Raw genomic sequence first — 16858 nt, forward strand, 5'->3', positions numbered from 1 at the left:
GTTGTCCCTTAGCCGTTGGTGGCGGAGCGCGGCGCGGGTGCGGTGTCCTGGCCGAGCGTCCCGTGAAGGGCGACCCAGCCGTCCTGCTCGGCCCAGACGCCCAGCTTGATGAAAGGTGCGTAGGCGGCGGCCACTTCCTCGGCCTGGCGCGCGAGCACGCCCGAGAGGATCAGGCTACCGCCCGGCGCCACGCGGCCGGACAGCATCGGCGCCATCAGCTTCAATGGGCTCGACAGGATGTTGGCCACGACGATGTCGAACTGGCCCTTGGCGTGGCGCTCGTTCGGCGCAACGGCAAAGGCGTCCGGCAGGTAGTAGTCGATGCTGACATTGTTGCGCTCGGCGTTGCTGCGTGCCGATTCGATCGCCTGCGGGTCGATGTCGACGCCGGCGACGTCTTGCGCCCCGAGCTTCTTGGCCACCATCGCCAGGATGCCCGAACCGCAGCCGTAGTCCAGCACCGACTTGCCCGGCGCCGGGTGCGCTTCCAGCCATTCCATGCACAGGCGGGTGGTCGGATGGCTGCCGGTGCCGAAGGCCAGGCCCGGATCGAGCTCGAGGATGAGACCATTCGGGTCCGGTGCTTCGTGCCAGCTCGGCACGACCCAGATGTTCTTGCCGATGTGGATGGGCTCGAACTGCGACTGCGTCAGGCGCACCCAGTCGGCGTCGGCCACCGCACGGGTGGTGAACGAGGGGACGACGGGCAGCTGGATGGCGTTGGCGGCTTCCTGCACGATCGCGAACTGGTCGGCGTCGATGTCGGTGAGCGCAACCACGCGCGAATGGTCCCACGCCGCTTCGGTGGGTTCCATGCCCGGTTCGCCGAACAGCGGCTTTTCCGCGTCCGTGCCTTCGTCGGCGTCTTCGACCGAGACCGACAAGGCGCCCGCTTCCATCAGGGCGTCCGACAGGGCCTCGGCGTGTTCACGCGCTACTTCGATGACGACTTCGGTCCAGCTCATAGATCAGCCTTAAGGTCCGCTACCTTGGTTTCCGATTTGGCGCCGATGCCCGTTTCCTTCGGCAGGTCTGGCTTGGAAGCCAGCTTGTGCTCCAGGTAGTGGATGTTGGTGCCGCCCTCGATGAAGCGGGCGTCGACCATCAGCTCACGGTGCAGCGGGATATTGGTGAGGATACCTTCAACCACCATTTCCGAGAGCGCGATTTGCATGCGGCGAATGGCCTGCTCGCGTGTCGCACCGTAAGAAATTACCTTGCCAATCATCGAGTCGTAATGAGGTGGAACATAATATCCCGCATACGAGTGCGAATCGACACGGATGCCGGGACCGCCCGGCGGGTGCCAGCCGGTGATGCGGCCCGGGGAAGGGGTGAACTTGAACGGGTCTTCGGCATTGATGCGGCACTCGATCGCGTGGCCCGACAGCATGATGTCACGCTGGCGGAAGCGCAGCTTCTCGCCGCAGGCGATGCGGATCTGTTCCTGCACGATGTCGATCCCGGTGATCATCTCGGTGACCGGGTGTTCCACCTGCACGCGGGTGTTCATCTCGATGAAGTAGAACTCGCCGTTCTCGTACAGGAATTCGAAGGTGCCGGCGCCGCGGTAGCCGATCTTGCGGCAGGCTTCGGCACAGCGGTCGCCGATCTTCTCGATCAGCTTGCGCGGGATGCCCGGCGCCGGTGCTTCTTCGATGACTTTCTGGTGGCGGCGCTGCATCGAGCAGTCGCGCTCGCCCAGCCAGACGGCGTTCTTGTGCTCGTCGGCCAGCACCTGGATCTCCACGTGGCGCGGATTTTCCAGGAATTTCTCCATGTAGACTTCCGGGTTGCCGAAGGCGGTGCCCGCTTCGGTCTTGGTCATCTGCACGGCGCCCAGCAGCGCGGCTTCGGTATGCACCACGCGCATGCCGCGGCCGCCGCCGCCGCCGGCGGCCTTGATGATGACCGGGTAGCCGATGCGGCGCGCGGTCTGGATGATCTCTTTCGGGTCGTCCGACAGGGCGCCGTCCGAACCCGGCACGCAGGGCACGCCGGCCTTGATCATCGCCTGCTTGGCCGAGACCTTGTCGCCCATCAGGCGGATCGAGTCGGAACGCGGGCCGATGAAGACGAAGCCCGATTTCTCGACGCGTTCGGCGAAGTCGGCGTTCTCCGACAGGAAGCCGTAGCCCGGGTGGATCGCCTCGGCGTCCGTCACTTCGGCGGCGCTGATAATCGCCGGCATGTTCAGGTAGCTGAGCGCCGATTGGGCCGGGCCGATGCAGACGGATTCGTCCGCCAGCTTCACGTACTTGGCGTCCTTGTCCGCCTCGGAGTGAACGACAACCGTCTTGATGCCCAGTTCGCGGCACGCGCGCTGGATACGCAGCGCGATTTCACCACGGTTGGCGATGAGGATTTTTTCAAACATGGTAGGTTCGGTGTTTCAGTGAAAACCGGCGCATCAGTCTGGTGAGAAAGCGCGCCGGACACGACATGAATGGGCTGGCGGCAGGACGCCGCCGGGGCCGGACAGACTTGGTTCGTCCAACACACCCCAGGGCACGGTGCACCGTCGAAGACAGTATGCCGGTATGGCGAGACGATGCAGCGCCGCCATGGGGGACGTCAGCGATCTTAGCCGATCACGAACAGCGGCTGGCCGAATTCGACCGGTTGGCCGTTTTCCACGAGGATCTTGGTGACCGTGCCGGCGACGTCGGCATCGATCTCGTTCAGGAGCTTCATCGCTTCGATGATGCACAGGGTATCGCCCTGCTTGATGCTCTGGCCGACTTCGACGAAGGCCGCCGCGCCCGGGGCCGACGAGCGGTAGAAGGTGCCGACCATCGGCGACTTGACGACGTGGCCGGTCGGCTCGGCGGCAGCGGCCGGCGCGGCGGCCGGGGCTGCGGCGGGGGCCGGTGCGGCGGCCTGGACGGCCGGCGCGGCATATTGTTGCACGCCTTGCGGCGGCATCACCACCATTTGATTCTGCGGGATTGCGGACGACTTGACGATGCGGACCTTGCTTTCGCCTTCGGTCACTTCAAGTTCAGCGATGTCCGATTCGGCGACCAGGTCGATCAAGGTCTTGAGTTTTCTGAGATCCATGTGAAACCCCTTGGTGTTTTATTCGTTTTAGAGAGCGGGCGTCGCGTCGGTGGTGGCCGCGTCGCCGCTGATACATGAAGTTGACGTAGATTAACGCTATTTAAGCGCAAAGTCGATGGCAAACCGATATCCGTCAGGCCCTAGTCCGCAGATCACGCCTTGCGCGATCGCTGCCAGGAGCGAGTGGTGCCGGAAGGACTCGCGGGCATGCACATTCGAAATATGCACCTCCACGAATGGGATTGCCACCGCAGCAAGCGCATCGCGCAAGGCTACGCTGGTATGGGTCAGGCCGCCCGGGTTGATGACGATCGCATCCACGCCTTCGCCGCGCGCGGCATGGATACGGTCGATCAAGGCTCCTTCATGGTTGCTCTGGAAGCAGTCGAGGCTTGCGCCCGCCGATTGCGCCTGTGCCTTTGCTGCCTGTTCGATGTCGGCCAGCGTCGTCGCGCCGTACACCGCAGGCTCCCGGGTCCCCAGTAGATTGAGGTTGGGGCCATTAAGCAGCAGTAGCTTTTTCGCCATGTTGAAGAGTCTGAACGCCCGAAAGGAAGGCATTGTGCCGCCAAGCTTGGCTATTGGCAAGCAGTAAAATTGCCAGTTGATGAAGGCATGTTCGACGCAATTCGGAAAAGAACGGTCGTTCGCTAGACCGGTTTTGGTAGGGTGTACGGCTTTGCCGTACGCGCGTTCAAATTCCGGTGATTTTGCCTGTTCGTCTATTCCATTGCTGGCTGAACGCGCGGTCGGCAGAGCCGACCGCCCTACGAGCCAACACAATTACAGCTTCGCGAGGTCCGCCCGCAGTTCGTCGAACTTCAATTTTCCCAGGTAAGTCTTGCGCACCTGCCCATCGGCGCCGATCAGGACGGTATACGGCAGCCCGCCGGCGCTATTGCCGAATTCCCGCGACAGCTCGGTACCGCCCATGCCGGCCACGTAGAGTGGATACGAAATCTTCAGCTTGGCCGCAAATTCGCTCATGTTCGAGGGCGAATCGATGCCGATGCCGATCACATTGAAGGTCTTGCCGCCGTCGTTGCCCGCCAGTTCCGACAGTTCCGGCATCTCCTGCACGCAGGGCGCGCACCAGGTTGCCCAGAAATTGACCACCAGCGGCTTGCCACGCCACTTGGCCAGCGATTGCGGCGTGCCCTGCAGGTCGTTGAGCGACTGGCCGAACAGGTTGTCGACCGCGGTGTGCGGCTTGCCGCCGGTCGGCGCAATCGCGGTGGTAATGGGAGGCGGGTCTTTCTTGTTGACGGCGACCAGTGCGCCCATGATGCCGAACATCGCGGCGACCACCGCATAGGCTGCTACGTGTTTCTTGTTCATTCGTCCTGTTCCAAAGTCTCGTCGTTCGCCATCAGCGCGCGCAGTCCAGCTGTGTCGACCCGCTGCAGGCGGCCATCGCCGCGCGGTTTCAAGGCACCGCGCAGGTCATGAAAATCATACAACTCGGCATGAATTCTTTCCTTATGCCACATGAAGCTCACCGTTTCAACCGCTTCGTGCCGCCCGCCCTTGAAGTGGGGCGTTTCGGAGATCTCGATATTGACGTTGCGGTTGAGGAGGTAGATCTCGACTTCCTTGGCGCTGTCGGCAAACAGCTGCAAGTGGATGTCGTCGTGCTCGCCCGCCGTGCCGTTGAGGACGGCGCCGGTGAGGTAGGGGCGGAAATCGGCGAGCTGGTCCATCACCTGGAGTGCGGTCTCGCGCATCGCGTTCAGGCGCGCGGCCTGGCCGGGGCCGCCGAACAGGGACTGGTATTTACGGACCTCGTCCTCGATCTGGAAATTGTCGGGCATCAGGTTGGGCGCCGGCCGGTCTACCCCGAGCACCTGGCGGGCGGCCTTGCGGCGCGCGGTGTCGTAGTCGGCGCCATCCTGGGCGATCAGGCGCGCCGCGTTTGCAGCGATTTCGGCGCGCAATTGGAGTACGTCTAGATTTTGTGTCGGCATGATGGCTGAATCATACTCTTGAACGGAAAATGACAGCGGGTCGGGTAAAATCGCGCTTTCGGACTTTTCAGCGCTGCTATTTCTCCCTCGACCATGCACATTCACATTCTTGGTATTTGTGGCACCTTCATGGGTGGCCTCGCGGTCCTGGCCAAGGAAGCCGGCCACCGCGTCACCGGTTGCGACGCCAACGTCTATCCCCCGATGAGCACCCAGCTGGAAGCCCAGGGAATCGAGCTGATCCAGGGTTACGGGCCGGAGCAGGTTTCGCTCGAGCCGGACCTGTATGTGATTGGCAATGTCATGACGCGCGGAAATCCGCTGATCGAGGAAATCCTGAACCGCGGCCTGCCTTACGTGTCGGGTCCGCAGTGGATCGGCGAGCACATCCTGCGCGAGAAATGGGTGCTGGCCGTTGCCGGCACGCACGGCAAGACCACCACCACCTCGATGCTGGCCTGGATCCTGGAAGACGCGGGCTATGCGCCGGGCTTCCTGATCGGCGGGGTGCCGATGAACTTCGGCGTCTCGGCGCGCCTGCATGGCGACAAGCCTTCCGAATTCTTCGTCATCGAGGCGGACGAATACGACACCGCTTTCTTCGACAAGCGCAGCAAGTTCGTGCATTACCACGCCAAGACCGCGGTGCTGAACAACCTGGAATACGACCACGCCGACATCTTCCCGGACATCGGCGCCATCGAGACCCAGTTCCACCACCTGGTGCGTACCGTGCCGGGCGTGGGACGCCTGGTCGTGAACGGTGACGAAGCCTCGCTCGCGCGCGTGCTCAAACGCGGCTGCTGGAGCGAGAAGGAGACCTTCGGCGCGGCCGAGGGCGTGAACTGGAGCCTGGTCGAACATCCGGGCGGCTCCAGCTTCGACGTGCTGTTCAACGGCGACCTGCAGGGCACCGTGCAGTGGGACCTGACCGGCAAGCACAACCGCTCGAATGCGATGGCCGCGATTGCCGCCGCGCGCCACGTGGGCGTGCCGACCTCGCAGGCGATCGCCGCGCTGTCGCGCTTCCAGAGCGTCAAGCGCCGCATGGAAGTGCGCGGCACCGTGAACGGCATTACCGTGTATGACGATTTCGCCCACCACCCGACCGCGATCGCCACCACCGTGGGCGGCCTGCGCCAGAAGATCGGCGCAGTCGGATCGACGGCAGGGCGCATCCTGGCCGTGCTCGAACCGCGCTCGAACACCATGAAGCTGGGCGCCATGAAGGACGCGCTGCCGGGCAGCCTGAAGGACGCCGACCTGGTGTTCGGCTTCGGCAGCCAGCAGGCGCTGGGCTGGTCGCTGGCCGACGCGCTCAAGCCGCTGGGCGCCATCGCCCACAGCTTCGACCAGCTCGACTATATGGTGCAGGCCATCGTGCAGGCGGCGCAGCCGGGCGACCACATCCTCGTGATGAGCAACGGCGGCTTCGGCGGCGTGCACCAGAAACTGCTGGACGCGCTGGCGCCATGACCGCAAACGGGTACGTCCTCTATTTGCACGGATTCCGCTCGTCGCCGAAGTCGTTCAAGGCACGGGTGGTGCAGAAAGCCCTGACGGACGCCGGCCGCGCGAACACGCTGATCTGCCCGCAACTGCCCGCTTCGCCGAAAGAGGCGATGGCGCTGGCCCTGCTGCTGGCCGAACGCTACGCGCCCGACAATCTGTCGATCATCGGTTCCTCCCTGGGCGGCTTCTACGCCACCTGGCTGGCCGAGCGCCTCGGCGTGCGCGCCGTGCTGCTCAACCCGTCCGTCGATCCCCTGAAGAACCTGGAACACCACGTCGGCGTCACCACCGCATGGCACTCGAGCGAGCCGTTCGAGTTCCGCCGCGAGTACATCGACGAGCTGGCCGAGCTGCGCGTGGAAACCATCACGCGGCCGGAGCGCTACTTCCTGCTGGCTGCGACCGGCGACGAAGTGCTCGACTACCGCGACATGGTGCGCCATTACGCGGGCGCGAAGCAGCACGTGATCGAGGGCAGCGACCATGCGATTTCGGAATTCCCGCAGTACGTGGACGAGGTGCTCGCCTTCTGCGCCGGACGGACGGGCGTGGCCCAGTGAGCGTGTGGTGACCCGGCAATCGCTGCGACAGGCGGCATGGCAGCCGCATGCCGGGGCCGTGCGTGCGCCCGCCCGGATGCGCGACTGGCTCACGACCGAGGGCTCGCTGACGGCGCGCCTGACGGCCAGCAGCGGGAGCTTTCGCGTGCGCCGGCTGCACCAGCGCGCCGCCACCTGCCTGGCGGACGAGGCGCGCGCGATCGGGCTGGCGCGTCCGGGGCGCGTGTGGGAACGCGAGGTGCTGCTGGTGTGCGACGGCAAGCCGGTGGTGTTCGGCCACACCGTGGTGCCCACCAGCTGCACGGCCGCCGACTGGCCGCTGTTTTCGGCGCTGGGCGAGCGTTCGCTCGGCACCACGCTCTTCTACGATCCGCTGGTGCGCCGGGGCCAGCTGGAATACGCGCGCATCCGCGCGGGCCATCCGCTGATGGAGCGCGTGCGCGCGTCCCTCGGCGGGGCAGACGAAACACTTTATTATGCGCGGCGCTGCGTCTACCGTCGCCGTCAAGGCCTGCTCATGGTCACCGAGGTATTCTTGCCTGCGGTGCTAGCCCTGACGCCAGGCCAAACACAACAGAACACGAAATAAGATGAACGTATTTTTTGAAGAGTCGGGCGACTTCAAGGTCGGCACGGTACTGTCGCAGGCCGGCGAGGCCTACCAGGTCGAGCTGGCCAGCGGCAAGCGCACCAAGGTCAAGTCGAAAGACGTGCTGATCCAGTTCGAGAAGCCGGAACCGGAAGCGCTGCTGGCCGCCGCAAAAGACATCGCCGCCGAAGTCGACCTCGACTTCCTGTGGGAAGTCGCGGGCCAGGAAGAATTCGGTTTCGCCGAGCTGGGGGCCGAATACTTCGGCCACGCGCCGCTGCCGTTCGAGGCCGCCGGCCTGGTGCTGGCGCTGCACGCTGCGCCGATCTACTTCCACAAGAAGGGACGCGGGCGTTACAAGGCGGCACCGGAACAGACCCTGAAGGCGGCGCTGGCCGGCATCGAAAAGAAGAAGCAGCAGGCCATCGTGCAGGCCGGCTACGTCGAGGAGCTCAAGGCCGGCAAGCTCCCGGGCTCGATGCAGCCGATCGTGCAGCAGCTGCTGTTCAAGCCCGACAAGAACACCATCGAATACAAGGCGCTGGAAGCGGCCGCCAACGCGCTGCAGACCACGGCGCCGCGCCTGATGCTCACTGCCGGCGGGCTGTCCTCGCCGAAGGAGCTGCACATGGCGCGCTTCCTGTTCGAGCACTTCCCGCGCGGCGCCGGCTTCCCGCAAGTGGAGGTGCCGAAGGCACCTGGCGACCTGCCGCTGGCCGACGTCGCCGCCTTCTCGATCGACGACGTCACCACGACCGAGATCGACGACGCCTTCTCGGTGGTGAAACAGGATGACGGCAAGGTGCGCGTGGGTATCCACATCGCGGCGCCGGGCCTGGGCATCCGCCCGGACGATGCGATCGACAAGATCGCGCGCGCCCGCATGTCCACCGTTTATATGCCGGGTGACAAGATCACCATGCTGCCGGACGAGATCGTGGATGCGTTCACGCTTGCCGAAGGCAATGACTGCCCGGCGCTGTCGCTGTACGCGGTGCTCGACCCCCAGGACTGGACCGTGGTCTCGACCACTACCCGTGCCGAACGCGTGCCGATCAAGAGCAACCTGCGCCTCAACGACCTCGATGCCGTCGTGACCGAAGAGGCGCTGGCGGGCGGCGCCGGCGAAGGTACGGCCGACTACCCGCACAAGGAAGAGCTGGGCCTGCTGTGGCAGTGGGCGCTGCAGCTGGAAGCGGGCCGCATGAAAAAGCGCGAAGCCTTCGGCCTGAAACCGGAACAGGCCAACCGCGTGGACTTCAACTTCTACGTCGAGGACGACGTGGTGACCATCGTGCGCCGCAAGCGCGGCGCGCCGCTCGACAAGATCGTGGCCGAGCTGATGATCTTCGCGAACAGCACCTGGGGCAAGCTGCTGCACGACTCGGGCGTGCCGGGCATCTATCGCTCGCAGGGCCCGGGGGCGGGCGGCTGGAACGCCAAGATCCAGGTGCGGATGGTGACGCACGCGGCGCCGCACCAGGGCCTGGGCGTGGACCAGTACGCGTGGAGCACCTCGCCGCTGCGCCGCTATACCGACCTGGTGAACCAGTGGCAGATCCTGGCCGCTGCCTCGCACGGCGTGACCGCGCCGCTGGTGGCCCCGTTCAAGCACCGCGACGCGACGCTGTTCTCGATCGTCTCGGCCTTCGATGCCGCGTACTCGGCCTATAACGACTTCCAGCAGAACATGGAACGCTACTGGTGCCTGCGCTGGCTGGGCCAGGAAAACGTCAGGCAGGCCGACGCCGTGGTGCTGAAGGACGAAATCGTGCGCCTGGTGGACATCCCGCTGGTGGTGCGCCTGGCCGGCATGCCGCAAGTGGCGCGCGGCGCGCAGGTGAAACTCGACATCGTGCGCTGGGACGAGGTCGACCTGTCGCTGGAGGCGCGCCTGCTCGAGGTGGCGGCGACTGCGCCGGACGCGGCGCTCGAACTCGAGGAAGAGGAAGAAGGCGATACCGGGGAGGCCACGCTGGCCGAGGTGGTGGAGGCGGAGGGTGTCGTTGCCGCGGTCACCACCGAAGAAGGCGTCCAGGTTCCCGCGAACGCGGGGACGGCGTGAGCTGAACGCTGAACTGGGTTCCCGCCTGCGCGGGAACGACGGCTTTCAGGTATCCGGTGCATGAAAAGATTTGTAGCCGGCACTGCATGCACGTCATCCTGGCGCGGGCCGGGATCCAGTTTCCACGCCGAGGTCGTCGCGCCCGACTGTTGCGCCTGCACCGCCAGCACCCCCACGCTCCTCGTTGCAGGGTAGAATGATTAGTCCCTGATCCAACAGCCCGTCCGGGCGAGCGCAGCGCGTGAAGTATTTGCAAAAGAACCAATCCTTGATGATTGCCCTCGGCGTGTCCGTGGCGGCGCATGCGGCGCTGCTGGCGGTGCGCTTTGCGGCGCCGGAGGCGTTCCGGCACCGGCCGGCCGACCCCGGCCTGGAAGTCATCCTGGTCAATGCCAAGCATGCGAACGCGCCAAACAAGGCCGATGCGCTGGCCCAGGCGAACCTCGACGGCGGCGGCACCCTCGACGCCGGCCGCGCCCGCTCACCGCTGCCCGACCTGCGCAAGATCGAGGATGGCGAAAGCATCAAGGCCCTGCAGCGCCGCATCGCCGACCTCGAACAGCAACAGCAGAACGTCCTGACCCGCGTGCAGACGTCCGCCTTCGCCGCGCCGCCGAAAACGGAACAGGACAAGCCCGACCCCACCCGCACCGGGAGCGACGCCCTGGACACCAGCCGCGCCATCTCGCGCGCCGCGGCCGAAGTCATCGAGCGCATCGAGGACCAGAACAAGCGCCCCAAACGCACCCAGATCACGCCCAGCACGCGCCAGGTCGGCTACGCGCTGTACTACAAGGAGATGCAGAAACGCATCGAGGAAGTCGGCACGCTCAACTTCCCGCAGCACAACGGCAAGAAGCTCTACGGCGAGCTGGTGGTCTACATCCCCGTGTTCCAGGACGGGACCCTCTACATGAAGGACGGCGGTCCGCGCGTCGAACAGAGCTCGGGCAACCCCGCGCTCGACCAGGCGGCGCTGCAGGTCGTGCGCCGCGCCGCGCCTTTCGGCGCCTTCCCGGCCAACATGCGCACGCAAGGCAAGGACGACCTGTGGGAAGTCATCACGCGCTTCCGTTTCACCCGCGAGGAAAAAATGCAGACCGAACTGCGCGGAGGGCAGGGATGACCGACAAATACTGCGTCATCGGCCATCCGGTCGCCCATAGCAAGTCGCCCGAGATCCACGCCGCCTATGCCGCGCAGACCGGCCAGGACATTCGTTACGAACGCTGCCTGGCGCCGCTCGACGGTTTCGCGGAGACGGTGCAGCGCCTGGTCGCCGAAGGCTACCGCGGCGCCAACGTCACCGTGCCGTTCAAGCTGGAAGCCGCGCGCCTGGCGACGCGGCTGAACGAACGCGCGCGCGCGGCCGGCGCCGTCAACACGCTGGTGTTCGCGCACGGCGAGATCGTCGGCGACAACACCGACGGCCCCGGCCTGATGGCCGACATCACTCGTAACGCGGGCGTGCCGATCCGCGGCAGGCGCGTGCTGCTGCTCGGCGCCGGCGGCGCGGCGCGCGGTGCGCTGCTGCCCTTCGTGCAGGAGGCGCCGCGCGAGATCGTCATCGCCAACCGCACGGTGCCCACCGCCGAAGCGCTGGTGCACGATTTCGCCCAGGTCGCCGGCCGCCACGGCGTCCGGCTCGGCGCCGCCGGTTTCGACACCGTCGACGGCAGCTTCGATATCGTCGTCAATGCGACCTCGAGCAGCCTGGCGGGCGACCTGCCGCCGGTCCCGCCGGGGATCTTCGGCCCTGGCGCGCTGGCGCTGGACATGATGTACGGAAATCAACCGACCGTGTTCATGGATTTCGCGGCACGCCACGGCGCCGCCGTGCGCGACGGCCTGGGCATGCTGGTGGAGCAGGCGGCCGAAGCCTTCGCCATCTGGCGCGGCGTGCGTCCCGACACGGCGCAGGTGCTGCGCGCGATGCGGCCATGAGCACAAGCACGATAAGAATGGGTAAGACGAAAGCCGCCGGGCCGCGCAAGGCCGGGGCAGGCAAGCGTGGGCCGGGCACGGCGCGCCGCTGGCTCAAGTGGCTCATCCTCGGCCCGCTCCTGCTGGTGCTGCTGGTGCAGCTGTACTTCTTCATCATGGTCTGCTGGTACGCGGTGTTCAATCCGTCCTCGACCAGCTTCATGCGCCAGCAACTGGCGGCGCTGCAGGAAAAGAACCCGAACGCGAAGCTCAAGCACGAGTGGGTGGACTACGAGCGCATCTCGGTCAACCTGAAGCGCGCCGTGGTGGCATCGGAAGACGCGCGCTTCAACCAGCACGACGGCGTCGACTGGGCAGCGATCGAGCGTGCCTACGAGAAAAACAACCGCCGCAGCAAGGTGGTCGGCGGCGGCTCCACCATCACCCAGCAACTGGCCAAGAACCTGTTCCTGTCCGGCTCGCGCAGCTACCTGCGCAAGGGCCAGGAAATGATCATCGCCTTCATGCTCGAGACGGTGATGAGCAAGCGGCGCATCCTCGAACTGTACCTGAACGTGGTCGAATTCGGCCGCGGCGTGTTCGGCGCCGAAGCGGCGGCGCGCCACTACTACCGCATCCCGGCGGCGAACCTGAATGCGCAGCAGGCAGCGCGCCTGGCGGTGATGCTGCCGAATCCGCGCTACTACGACAAGCACCGGTCGACCAGCTACCTCGTGCGCCGCACCAACGCCATCCTGCGCCAGATGCGCTTTGCCGAGCTGCCGTAAGCCGCTCCACTTGGCGGCCCGGTGGGATTTGGTGAGCCATGCGCGCGGGTGCCTGTGCCACAATCAGGGCCACCTCAACCGTTGAACGACTGCCATGAGCGACACCACCGCACCGGTATTGCTGGAGTTGACCCTGCCTGCCACCATCGACCTTTCCTCCGGCTCCGTCAGCATTCCCGTCAGCGTGCGCGCGCAGGACGAACCCGGCGGCAGCGGCGTCAACATCGTGACGGTGGAGTTCGAAGAGCGTTTCTGGGGCTTCAACAGGAATACCAATTTTCTTCGGTTCGACCGCTGGAGCAGCGACAATTTTCACGATGACACGCCTACATTCGCCGCCGGCACCTTGCAGGTGAGCAATCTGACCCAGCCCGGCAGCTACGACGTTGCCCGGGTCATGGTCACGGACATGGCCGGCAACCGCACGGCCTACGATACCGCCCAGCTGCAGGCAGCCGGCATTCGCACCTCGATCACGGTGACAGGCGGCATCCAGGACACCACGGCCCCCACCCTGGTCAGCCTGAACCTGCCGTCAAGCGTCGACCTGAGCACCGGTTTTTCCCAGTTCATCTACCCGACGGGAACTGCGCGCGACACCGGCGGGGCCGGCGTGTACGCGGTGTGGGTCGCGTTCGACAAGCCGCTGATCCTCGACAGCGGGCCTTCCGACGGGCTGTACCTTTCGCCATTGGGGCGGGTCGAGGACAACAGCGATTCCTACTTCAGGGCGATGCCGGCGCTGTCGGCCAAGACCCCCGCGGGCATCTACAAGGTCACGGGCGTGCTGGTGACCGACTACCTGAACAACGCCTACAACTATTCACCCGCGCAGTTGCAGGCCATGGGCATCAATACCGCGATCACGATCACGGGCAGCACCACGGCACCCCCACCGCCGGTCCTGCCGACGGCGGCCTTGTCGCTGTCGATGGTCGAGCAGGGCGCGGTCCTGACGGTCACCCCGGAGAGCTGGGGCTCGGCAGCGGTGACGAATTTCGGCCTGGCGCTTCGTTACAACGGCAATAGCGACCGGATCGCCGGCGTTACCCTGACCGGCGGCGCCACCGGCGAGATCAGTGTCGTCCGGGACAACGACATTGTGACGATCACAGGCAAGAACATCACCGGGGCCGGCGCCGGGACGGGCATTGCCGTGACCATGAGCCCGGAAGAAGACAATGCGCCGACGTCGTTCGGGTTTATGGGGTTCACGATCAACGGCATCGAGCACCGGCACACGGGCGCGGAGCCGTCGGTCGACTACCACCGCGGTTCCGACGCGGCCGACCGCATCGACTATGCCGTCCTGCCCGACCTCGTGGACGGCAGGGGTGGCCTCGATACCCTGCGCGTGCATGGACAGCGCAGCGACTACCAGATCGCGAAATCCGGTAACGGCGCCGTGCTGACTCCCCTCTACAAGACCGGCACACAGCTAATGAACGTCGAGCGCATCGAATTCGACAATGGCGGCTTGGCGCTCGATACCGATGGTGCGGCAGGCCAGCTCTATCGCCTCTACCAGGCCGCCTTCGACCGCGTACCCGACCTGGTCGGCATCGGCTACTGGCTCGCACGCATGGACGCAGGTGTCTCGTTGGCGCAAGTCGCCGAGGCTTTCGTCGCCAGCGAGGAGTTCGGCGACCTGGTTCCCTCCGGTGCGGGCGCCCAGGACTTCGTCACGGCCATGTACGACAATGTGCTGCACCGGGAGCCCGACCCGACCGGACTGGCGTTCTGGATCGACTCGCTCGGGCGTGGCCTGAGCCGGGCCGAGGTGCTGGTGTATTTCAGCGAAAGCCCGGAAAACGTGGCCCAGGTGGTTGGCGTGATCCAGAACGGCATCGATTTCCTGCCCTGGGCATGAGAAGCGCTTGATCTGCTGCCTGCGCCGCCGGGCGCCCGGCCTGTGCTGGAAACGGTGCCGGGCGACCTGCCTGGGGGCGATGGCCGCGGTGACGAAATTGTCGTTACGGGGTGGCAGCGCCGGGGGGCTGTCGGGTACACTTGCGTCAGTTTCGAATCCCGGCCGAGAAAAAGCGCATGATTAACGTATTTGTCCTACAAAATGGCCGACTGAACCAGGTCAGTGTCGACTTGCGCGAAGACCTGGCGAACGTAACGCCGGTCTGGGTCGACCTGACCGATCCCACCGACGAAGAACGCACCCTGGTCAAGACGGCCTACGGCGTGACGCTGCCGGGCGAGGACGAAGTGCAGGACATCGAAGCGTCGGCCCGTTATTACGAAGCCGAGAACGGCGACCTGCACCTGCGCACCGACTTCCTGCTCGAAGAGGAAGACGGCCCGTCGCGCGTGGTGACGGTCGCGTTCATCCTGTCGGGGAAGATCCTGTTCTCGGTGCACGTGTGCGACCTGCCGGTGTTCCGGCTGGTGCGGCTGCGCGCGCGCTCGCGTCCCGGCTCGATCGAAGACTACATGGACGTGCTGCTCGACCTGTACGCGACCGACGCCGAGTATTCGGCAGACGCGCTCGAGGGCATCTACGAGGCGCTGGAAGAAGTCTCGACGCGCGTGCTGCAGAAAGAATTCACCGACCAGGACGCGGCCGCCGCGCTGAATGCGATTGCACACGAGGAAGACTTGAACGGCCGCATCCGCCGCAACATGATGGACACGCGCCGCGCGGTCAGCTTCCTGATGCGGGGGCGGCTGCTCAATGCCGACCAGTTCGAGGAGGCGCGCCAGATCCTGCGCGACATCGAATCGCTGGACGGCCACACCTCGTTCCTGTTCGACAAGGTGAACTTCCTGATGGATGCGACCGTCGGTTTCATCAACATCAACCAGAACAAGATCATCAAGATCTTCTCGGTGGCCTCGGTGGCTTTCCTGCCGCCGACCTTAATCGCGAGCATCTACGGCATGAACTTCGAGGTGTTCCCCGAACTGAAATGGGATTTCGGCTACCCGTTCGCCCTGGGGCTGATGGTCGCGGCCATCGCGGCGCCGCTGCTGTATTTCCACCGCCGGGGCTGGTTGCGCTGATTGAAAGAATATTTCAAATAAGAACGGCTGGTGAAATTTAATTTCACCAGCCGTTTTCGTAGGTGGTCGGCTGTGCGCCTGGTTAACCGATCCTCTTGAACACGCGGCGCGCCGCTTCGATGGTCTCGTCGATCACCGCGTCGGTGTGCTGGCCCGAGACGAAGCCCGCCTCGAACATCGCCGGCGCAAAGTACACGCCCTCGTCGAGCATGCCGTGGAAGAAGCGGTTGAAGCGCTCCTTGTCGCCTGCCATCATCTGGCCGTAGGTCGACGGCACGTTGTTCGAAAAATAGAAACCGAACATGCCGCCCACCGCGTCGCCGCAGAACGGGATGTCCGCTTCCCGGGCAGCGTCGCTCAAGCCCTGCACCAGGCGTTGCGCCGCTGCACCGAGGCGCTCGTAGAAGCCCGGCTCCTGCACCAGCTTGAGGGTCGTCATGCCGGCCGCCACCGCCACCGGGTTGCCCGACAGCGTGCCGGCCTGGTACACCGGGCCGATCGGCGCCATCTTCTGCATCAGCTCGGCGCGGCCGCCGAAGGCCGCCACCGGCAGGCCGCCGCCGATCACCTTGCCCAGCGCGGTGAGGTCGGGCGTGATGCCGTACATTTCCTGGGCGCCGCCCAGGCCCACGCGGAAGCCGCACATCACCTCGTCGAAGATCAGCACGGCGCCGTGCTCGGTGCAGAGTTCGCGCATGCGCTGCAGGAATTCCGGCGTGGCGCGGATCAGGTTCATGTTGCCGGCCACCGGCTCCACGATCACGCAGGCGATGGTGTCGCCCATCGATTCGAAGGCGTCTTCCAGCTGCGGGATGTTGTTGTAGTCGAGGACCAGGGTGTGCTTGACGAAGTCCTCCGGCACGCCGCTTGATGTCGGGTTGCCGAAGGTGAGCAGGCCGGAGCCGGCCTTGACCAGCAGCGAATCGGCGTGGCCGTGGTAGCAGCCCTCGAACTTGACGATCTTGTCGCGTCCGGTGGCGCCGCGCGCCAGGCGCAGCGCGCTCATGGTCGCTTCGGTGCCCGACGAGACCAGGCGCACCTGCTCGATCGACGGCACCAGGCGGCAGATCTCTTCGGCGATCTCGATCTCGCCCTGGGTCGGCGCGCCGAACGAGAGGCCGTTGGCGGCCGCGTCCTGCACCGCCTTGACGACCTGCGGATGGGCGTGGCCGACGATGGCGGGGCCCCAGGAACCGATGTAGTCGATGTAGCGCTTGCCGTCCGCGTCCCAGAAGTAGGGGCCTTCGGCGCGGGTGATGAAGCGCGGCGTGCCGCCCACCGAGCGGAAGGCGCGCACCGGCGAATTGACGCCGCCCGGCGTCGATTGCTGGGCGCGGGCAAACAGGAGGTCGTTCTTCGAGGTGGTCTGGTCAGTGCTCATGGTG

General features: G+C 65.5%; 16 protein-coding genes. 9 read left to right on the plus strand and 7 right to left on the minus strand.

Features of this window, described 5'->3' with window-relative positions; all coding sequences use genetic code 11:
• Positions 1-8 precede the first annotated feature (8 nt).
• The 6 genes from prmA to ACFFJK_RS20920 form a co-directional block, all read right to left on the minus strand.
• Positions 9-965 (minus strand): 50S ribosomal protein L11 methyltransferase, encoded by a 957-nt coding sequence (gene prmA / locus ACFFJK_RS20895; RefSeq protein WP_379681603.1) that lies wholly within the window; start codon positions 963-965, stop codon positions 9-11.
• Complete coding sequence (gene accC / locus ACFFJK_RS20900) at positions 962-2377, minus strand: acetyl-CoA carboxylase biotin carboxylase subunit (RefSeq protein ID WP_379681604.1); 1416 nt, start codon at positions 2375-2377, stop codon at positions 962-964. The genes prmA and accC overlap by 4 nt, the downstream gene beginning before the upstream one ends.
• 206 nt (positions 2378-2583) lie before the next feature.
• On the minus strand, positions 2584-3060 hold the full coding sequence (gene accB, locus ACFFJK_RS20905) for an acetyl-CoA carboxylase biotin carboxyl carrier protein (RefSeq protein WP_379681605.1): 477 nt from the start codon (positions 3058-3060) through the stop codon (positions 2584-2586).
• A gap of 96 nt (positions 3061-3156) precedes the next feature.
• Complete coding sequence (aroQ, locus tag ACFFJK_RS20910; RefSeq protein ID WP_379681606.1) at positions 3157-3588, minus strand: type II 3-dehydroquinate dehydratase; 432 nt, start codon at positions 3586-3588, stop codon at positions 3157-3159.
• A gap of 255 nt (positions 3589-3843) precedes the next feature.
• Positions 3844-4398 carry a TlpA family protein disulfide reductase gene (locus ACFFJK_RS20915; protein ID WP_379681607.1) on the minus strand — a complete coding sequence of 185 codons (555 nt, stop codon included), beginning with the start codon at positions 4396-4398 and terminating at the stop codon, positions 3844-3846.
• Entirely contained in the window at positions 4395-5024 is a 630-nt protein-coding gene (locus ACFFJK_RS20920) for a hypothetical protein (RefSeq protein WP_379681699.1), read from the minus strand. The genes ACFFJK_RS20915 and ACFFJK_RS20920 overlap by 4 nt, the downstream gene beginning before the upstream one ends.
• Before the next feature lie 129 nt (positions 5025-5153).
• On the opposite strand from ACFFJK_RS20920, the gene mpl reads away from it, so the two are divergent.
• From mpl to corA, 9 genes are all read left to right on the plus strand, one after another.
• Positions 5154-6500, plus strand: a complete 1347-nt coding sequence (mpl, locus tag ACFFJK_RS20925; protein WP_379681608.1) for a UDP-N-acetylmuramate:L-alanyl-gamma-D-glutamyl-meso-diaminopimelate ligase — start codon at positions 5154-5156, stop codon at positions 6498-6500.
• A complete protein-coding gene (locus ACFFJK_RS20930; protein ID WP_379681609.1) occupies positions 6497-7096 on the plus strand; it encodes a YqiA/YcfP family alpha/beta fold hydrolase in 600 nt (199 codons plus the stop codon). The genes mpl and ACFFJK_RS20930 overlap by 4 nt, the downstream gene beginning before the upstream one ends.
• 7 nt (positions 7097-7103) lie before the next feature.
• Positions 7104-7685 carry a chorismate--pyruvate lyase family protein gene (locus tag ACFFJK_RS20935; protein ID WP_379681610.1) on the plus strand — a complete coding sequence of 194 codons (582 nt, stop codon included), beginning with the start codon at positions 7104-7106 and terminating at the stop codon, positions 7683-7685.
• 1 nt (position 7686) lies between these two features.
• Complete coding sequence (locus ACFFJK_RS20940) at positions 7687-9750, plus strand: ribonuclease catalytic domain-containing protein (protein WP_379681611.1); 2064 nt, start codon at positions 7687-7689, stop codon at positions 9748-9750.
• Between the two features lie 271 nt (positions 9751-10021).
• Complete coding sequence (locus ACFFJK_RS20945; protein ID WP_379681700.1) at positions 10022-10876, plus strand: TonB family protein; 855 nt, start codon at positions 10022-10024, stop codon at positions 10874-10876.
• Entirely contained in the window at positions 10873-11694 is an 822-nt protein-coding gene (gene aroE, locus ACFFJK_RS20950; protein ID WP_379681612.1) for a shikimate dehydrogenase, read from the plus strand. Before ACFFJK_RS20945 ends, aroE begins: the two co-directional genes overlap by 4 nt.
• Before the next feature lie 17 nt (positions 11695-11711).
• The gene (gene mtgA, locus ACFFJK_RS20955) at positions 11712-12461 is read left to right on the plus strand and encodes a monofunctional biosynthetic peptidoglycan transglycosylase (protein ID WP_379681613.1); all 750 of its coding nucleotides are present in this window, start codon (positions 11712-11714) and stop codon (positions 12459-12461) included.
• Between the two features lie 94 nt (positions 12462-12555).
• The gene (locus tag ACFFJK_RS20960) at positions 12556-14331 is read left to right on the plus strand and encodes a DUF4214 domain-containing protein (protein WP_379681614.1); all 1776 of its coding nucleotides are present in this window, start codon (positions 12556-12558) and stop codon (positions 14329-14331) included.
• Between the two features lie 176 nt (positions 14332-14507).
• Positions 14508-15473 (plus strand): magnesium/cobalt transporter CorA, encoded by a 966-nt coding sequence (corA, locus tag ACFFJK_RS20965; protein WP_379681615.1) that lies wholly within the window; start codon positions 14508-14510, stop codon positions 15471-15473.
• Between the two features lie 82 nt (positions 15474-15555).
• Here the strand turns inward: corA and hemL are convergent, their stop codons facing one another.
• Positions 15556-16854, minus strand: coding sequence for a glutamate-1-semialdehyde 2,1-aminomutase (hemL, locus tag ACFFJK_RS20970; RefSeq protein WP_379681616.1), 1299 nt, complete (start codon positions 16852-16854; stop codon positions 15556-15558).
• Positions 16855-16858 lie beyond the last annotated feature (4 nt).

Origin of the sequence: Massilia consociata (genome assembly GCF_042432755.1) — a bacterium.
Lineage (GTDB): Bacteria > Pseudomonadota > Gammaproteobacteria > Burkholderiales > Burkholderiaceae_D > Telluria > Telluria consociata.

Excerpts from the sequence above, each read along its gene's own strand:
- prmA (WP_379681603.1), bottom strand. The coding sequence starts at position 965 with ATGAGCTGGACCGAAGTCGTCATCGAAGTAGCGCGTGAACACGCCGAG.
- accC (WP_379681604.1), bottom strand. The coding sequence starts at position 2,377 with ATGTTTGAAAAAATCCTCATCGCCAACCGTGGTGAAATCGCGCTGCGT.
- accB (WP_379681605.1), bottom strand. The coding sequence starts at position 3,060 with ATGGATCTCAGAAAACTCAAGACCTTGATCGACCTGGTCGCCGAATCG.
- aroQ (WP_379681606.1), bottom strand. The coding sequence starts at position 3,588 with ATGGCGAAAAAGCTACTGCTGCTTAATGGCCCCAACCTCAATCTACTG.
- ACFFJK_RS20915 (WP_379681607.1), bottom strand. The coding sequence starts at position 4,398 with ATGAACAAGAAACACGTAGCAGCCTATGCGGTGGTCGCCGCGATGTTC.
- ACFFJK_RS20920 (WP_379681699.1), bottom strand. The coding sequence starts at position 5,024 with ATGCCGACACAAAATCTAGACGTACTCCAATTGCGCGCCGAAATCGCT.
- mpl (WP_379681608.1), top strand. The coding sequence starts at position 5,154 with ATGGGTGGCCTCGCGGTCCTGGCCAAGGAAGCCGGCCACCGCGTCACC.
- ACFFJK_RS20930 (WP_379681609.1), top strand. The coding sequence starts at position 6,497 with ATGACCGCAAACGGGTACGTCCTCTATTTGCACGGATTCCGCTCGTCG.
- ACFFJK_RS20940 (WP_379681611.1), top strand. The coding sequence starts at position 7,687 with ATGAACGTATTTTTTGAAGAGTCGGGCGACTTCAAGGTCGGCACGGTA.
- ACFFJK_RS20945 (WP_379681700.1), top strand. The coding sequence starts at position 10,022 with ATGATTGCCCTCGGCGTGTCCGTGGCGGCGCATGCGGCGCTGCTGGCG.
- aroE (WP_379681612.1), top strand. The coding sequence starts at position 10,873 with ATGACCGACAAATACTGCGTCATCGGCCATCCGGTCGCCCATAGCAAG.
- mtgA (WP_379681613.1), top strand. The coding sequence starts at position 11,712 with ATGGGTAAGACGAAAGCCGCCGGGCCGCGCAAGGCCGGGGCAGGCAAG.
- ACFFJK_RS20960 (WP_379681614.1), top strand. The coding sequence starts at position 12,556 with ATGAGCGACACCACCGCACCGGTATTGCTGGAGTTGACCCTGCCTGCC.
- corA (WP_379681615.1), top strand. The coding sequence starts at position 14,508 with ATGATTAACGTATTTGTCCTACAAAATGGCCGACTGAACCAGGTCAGT.
- hemL (WP_379681616.1), bottom strand. The coding sequence starts at position 16,854 with ATGAGCACTGACCAGACCACCTCGAAGAACGACCTCCTGTTTGCCCGC.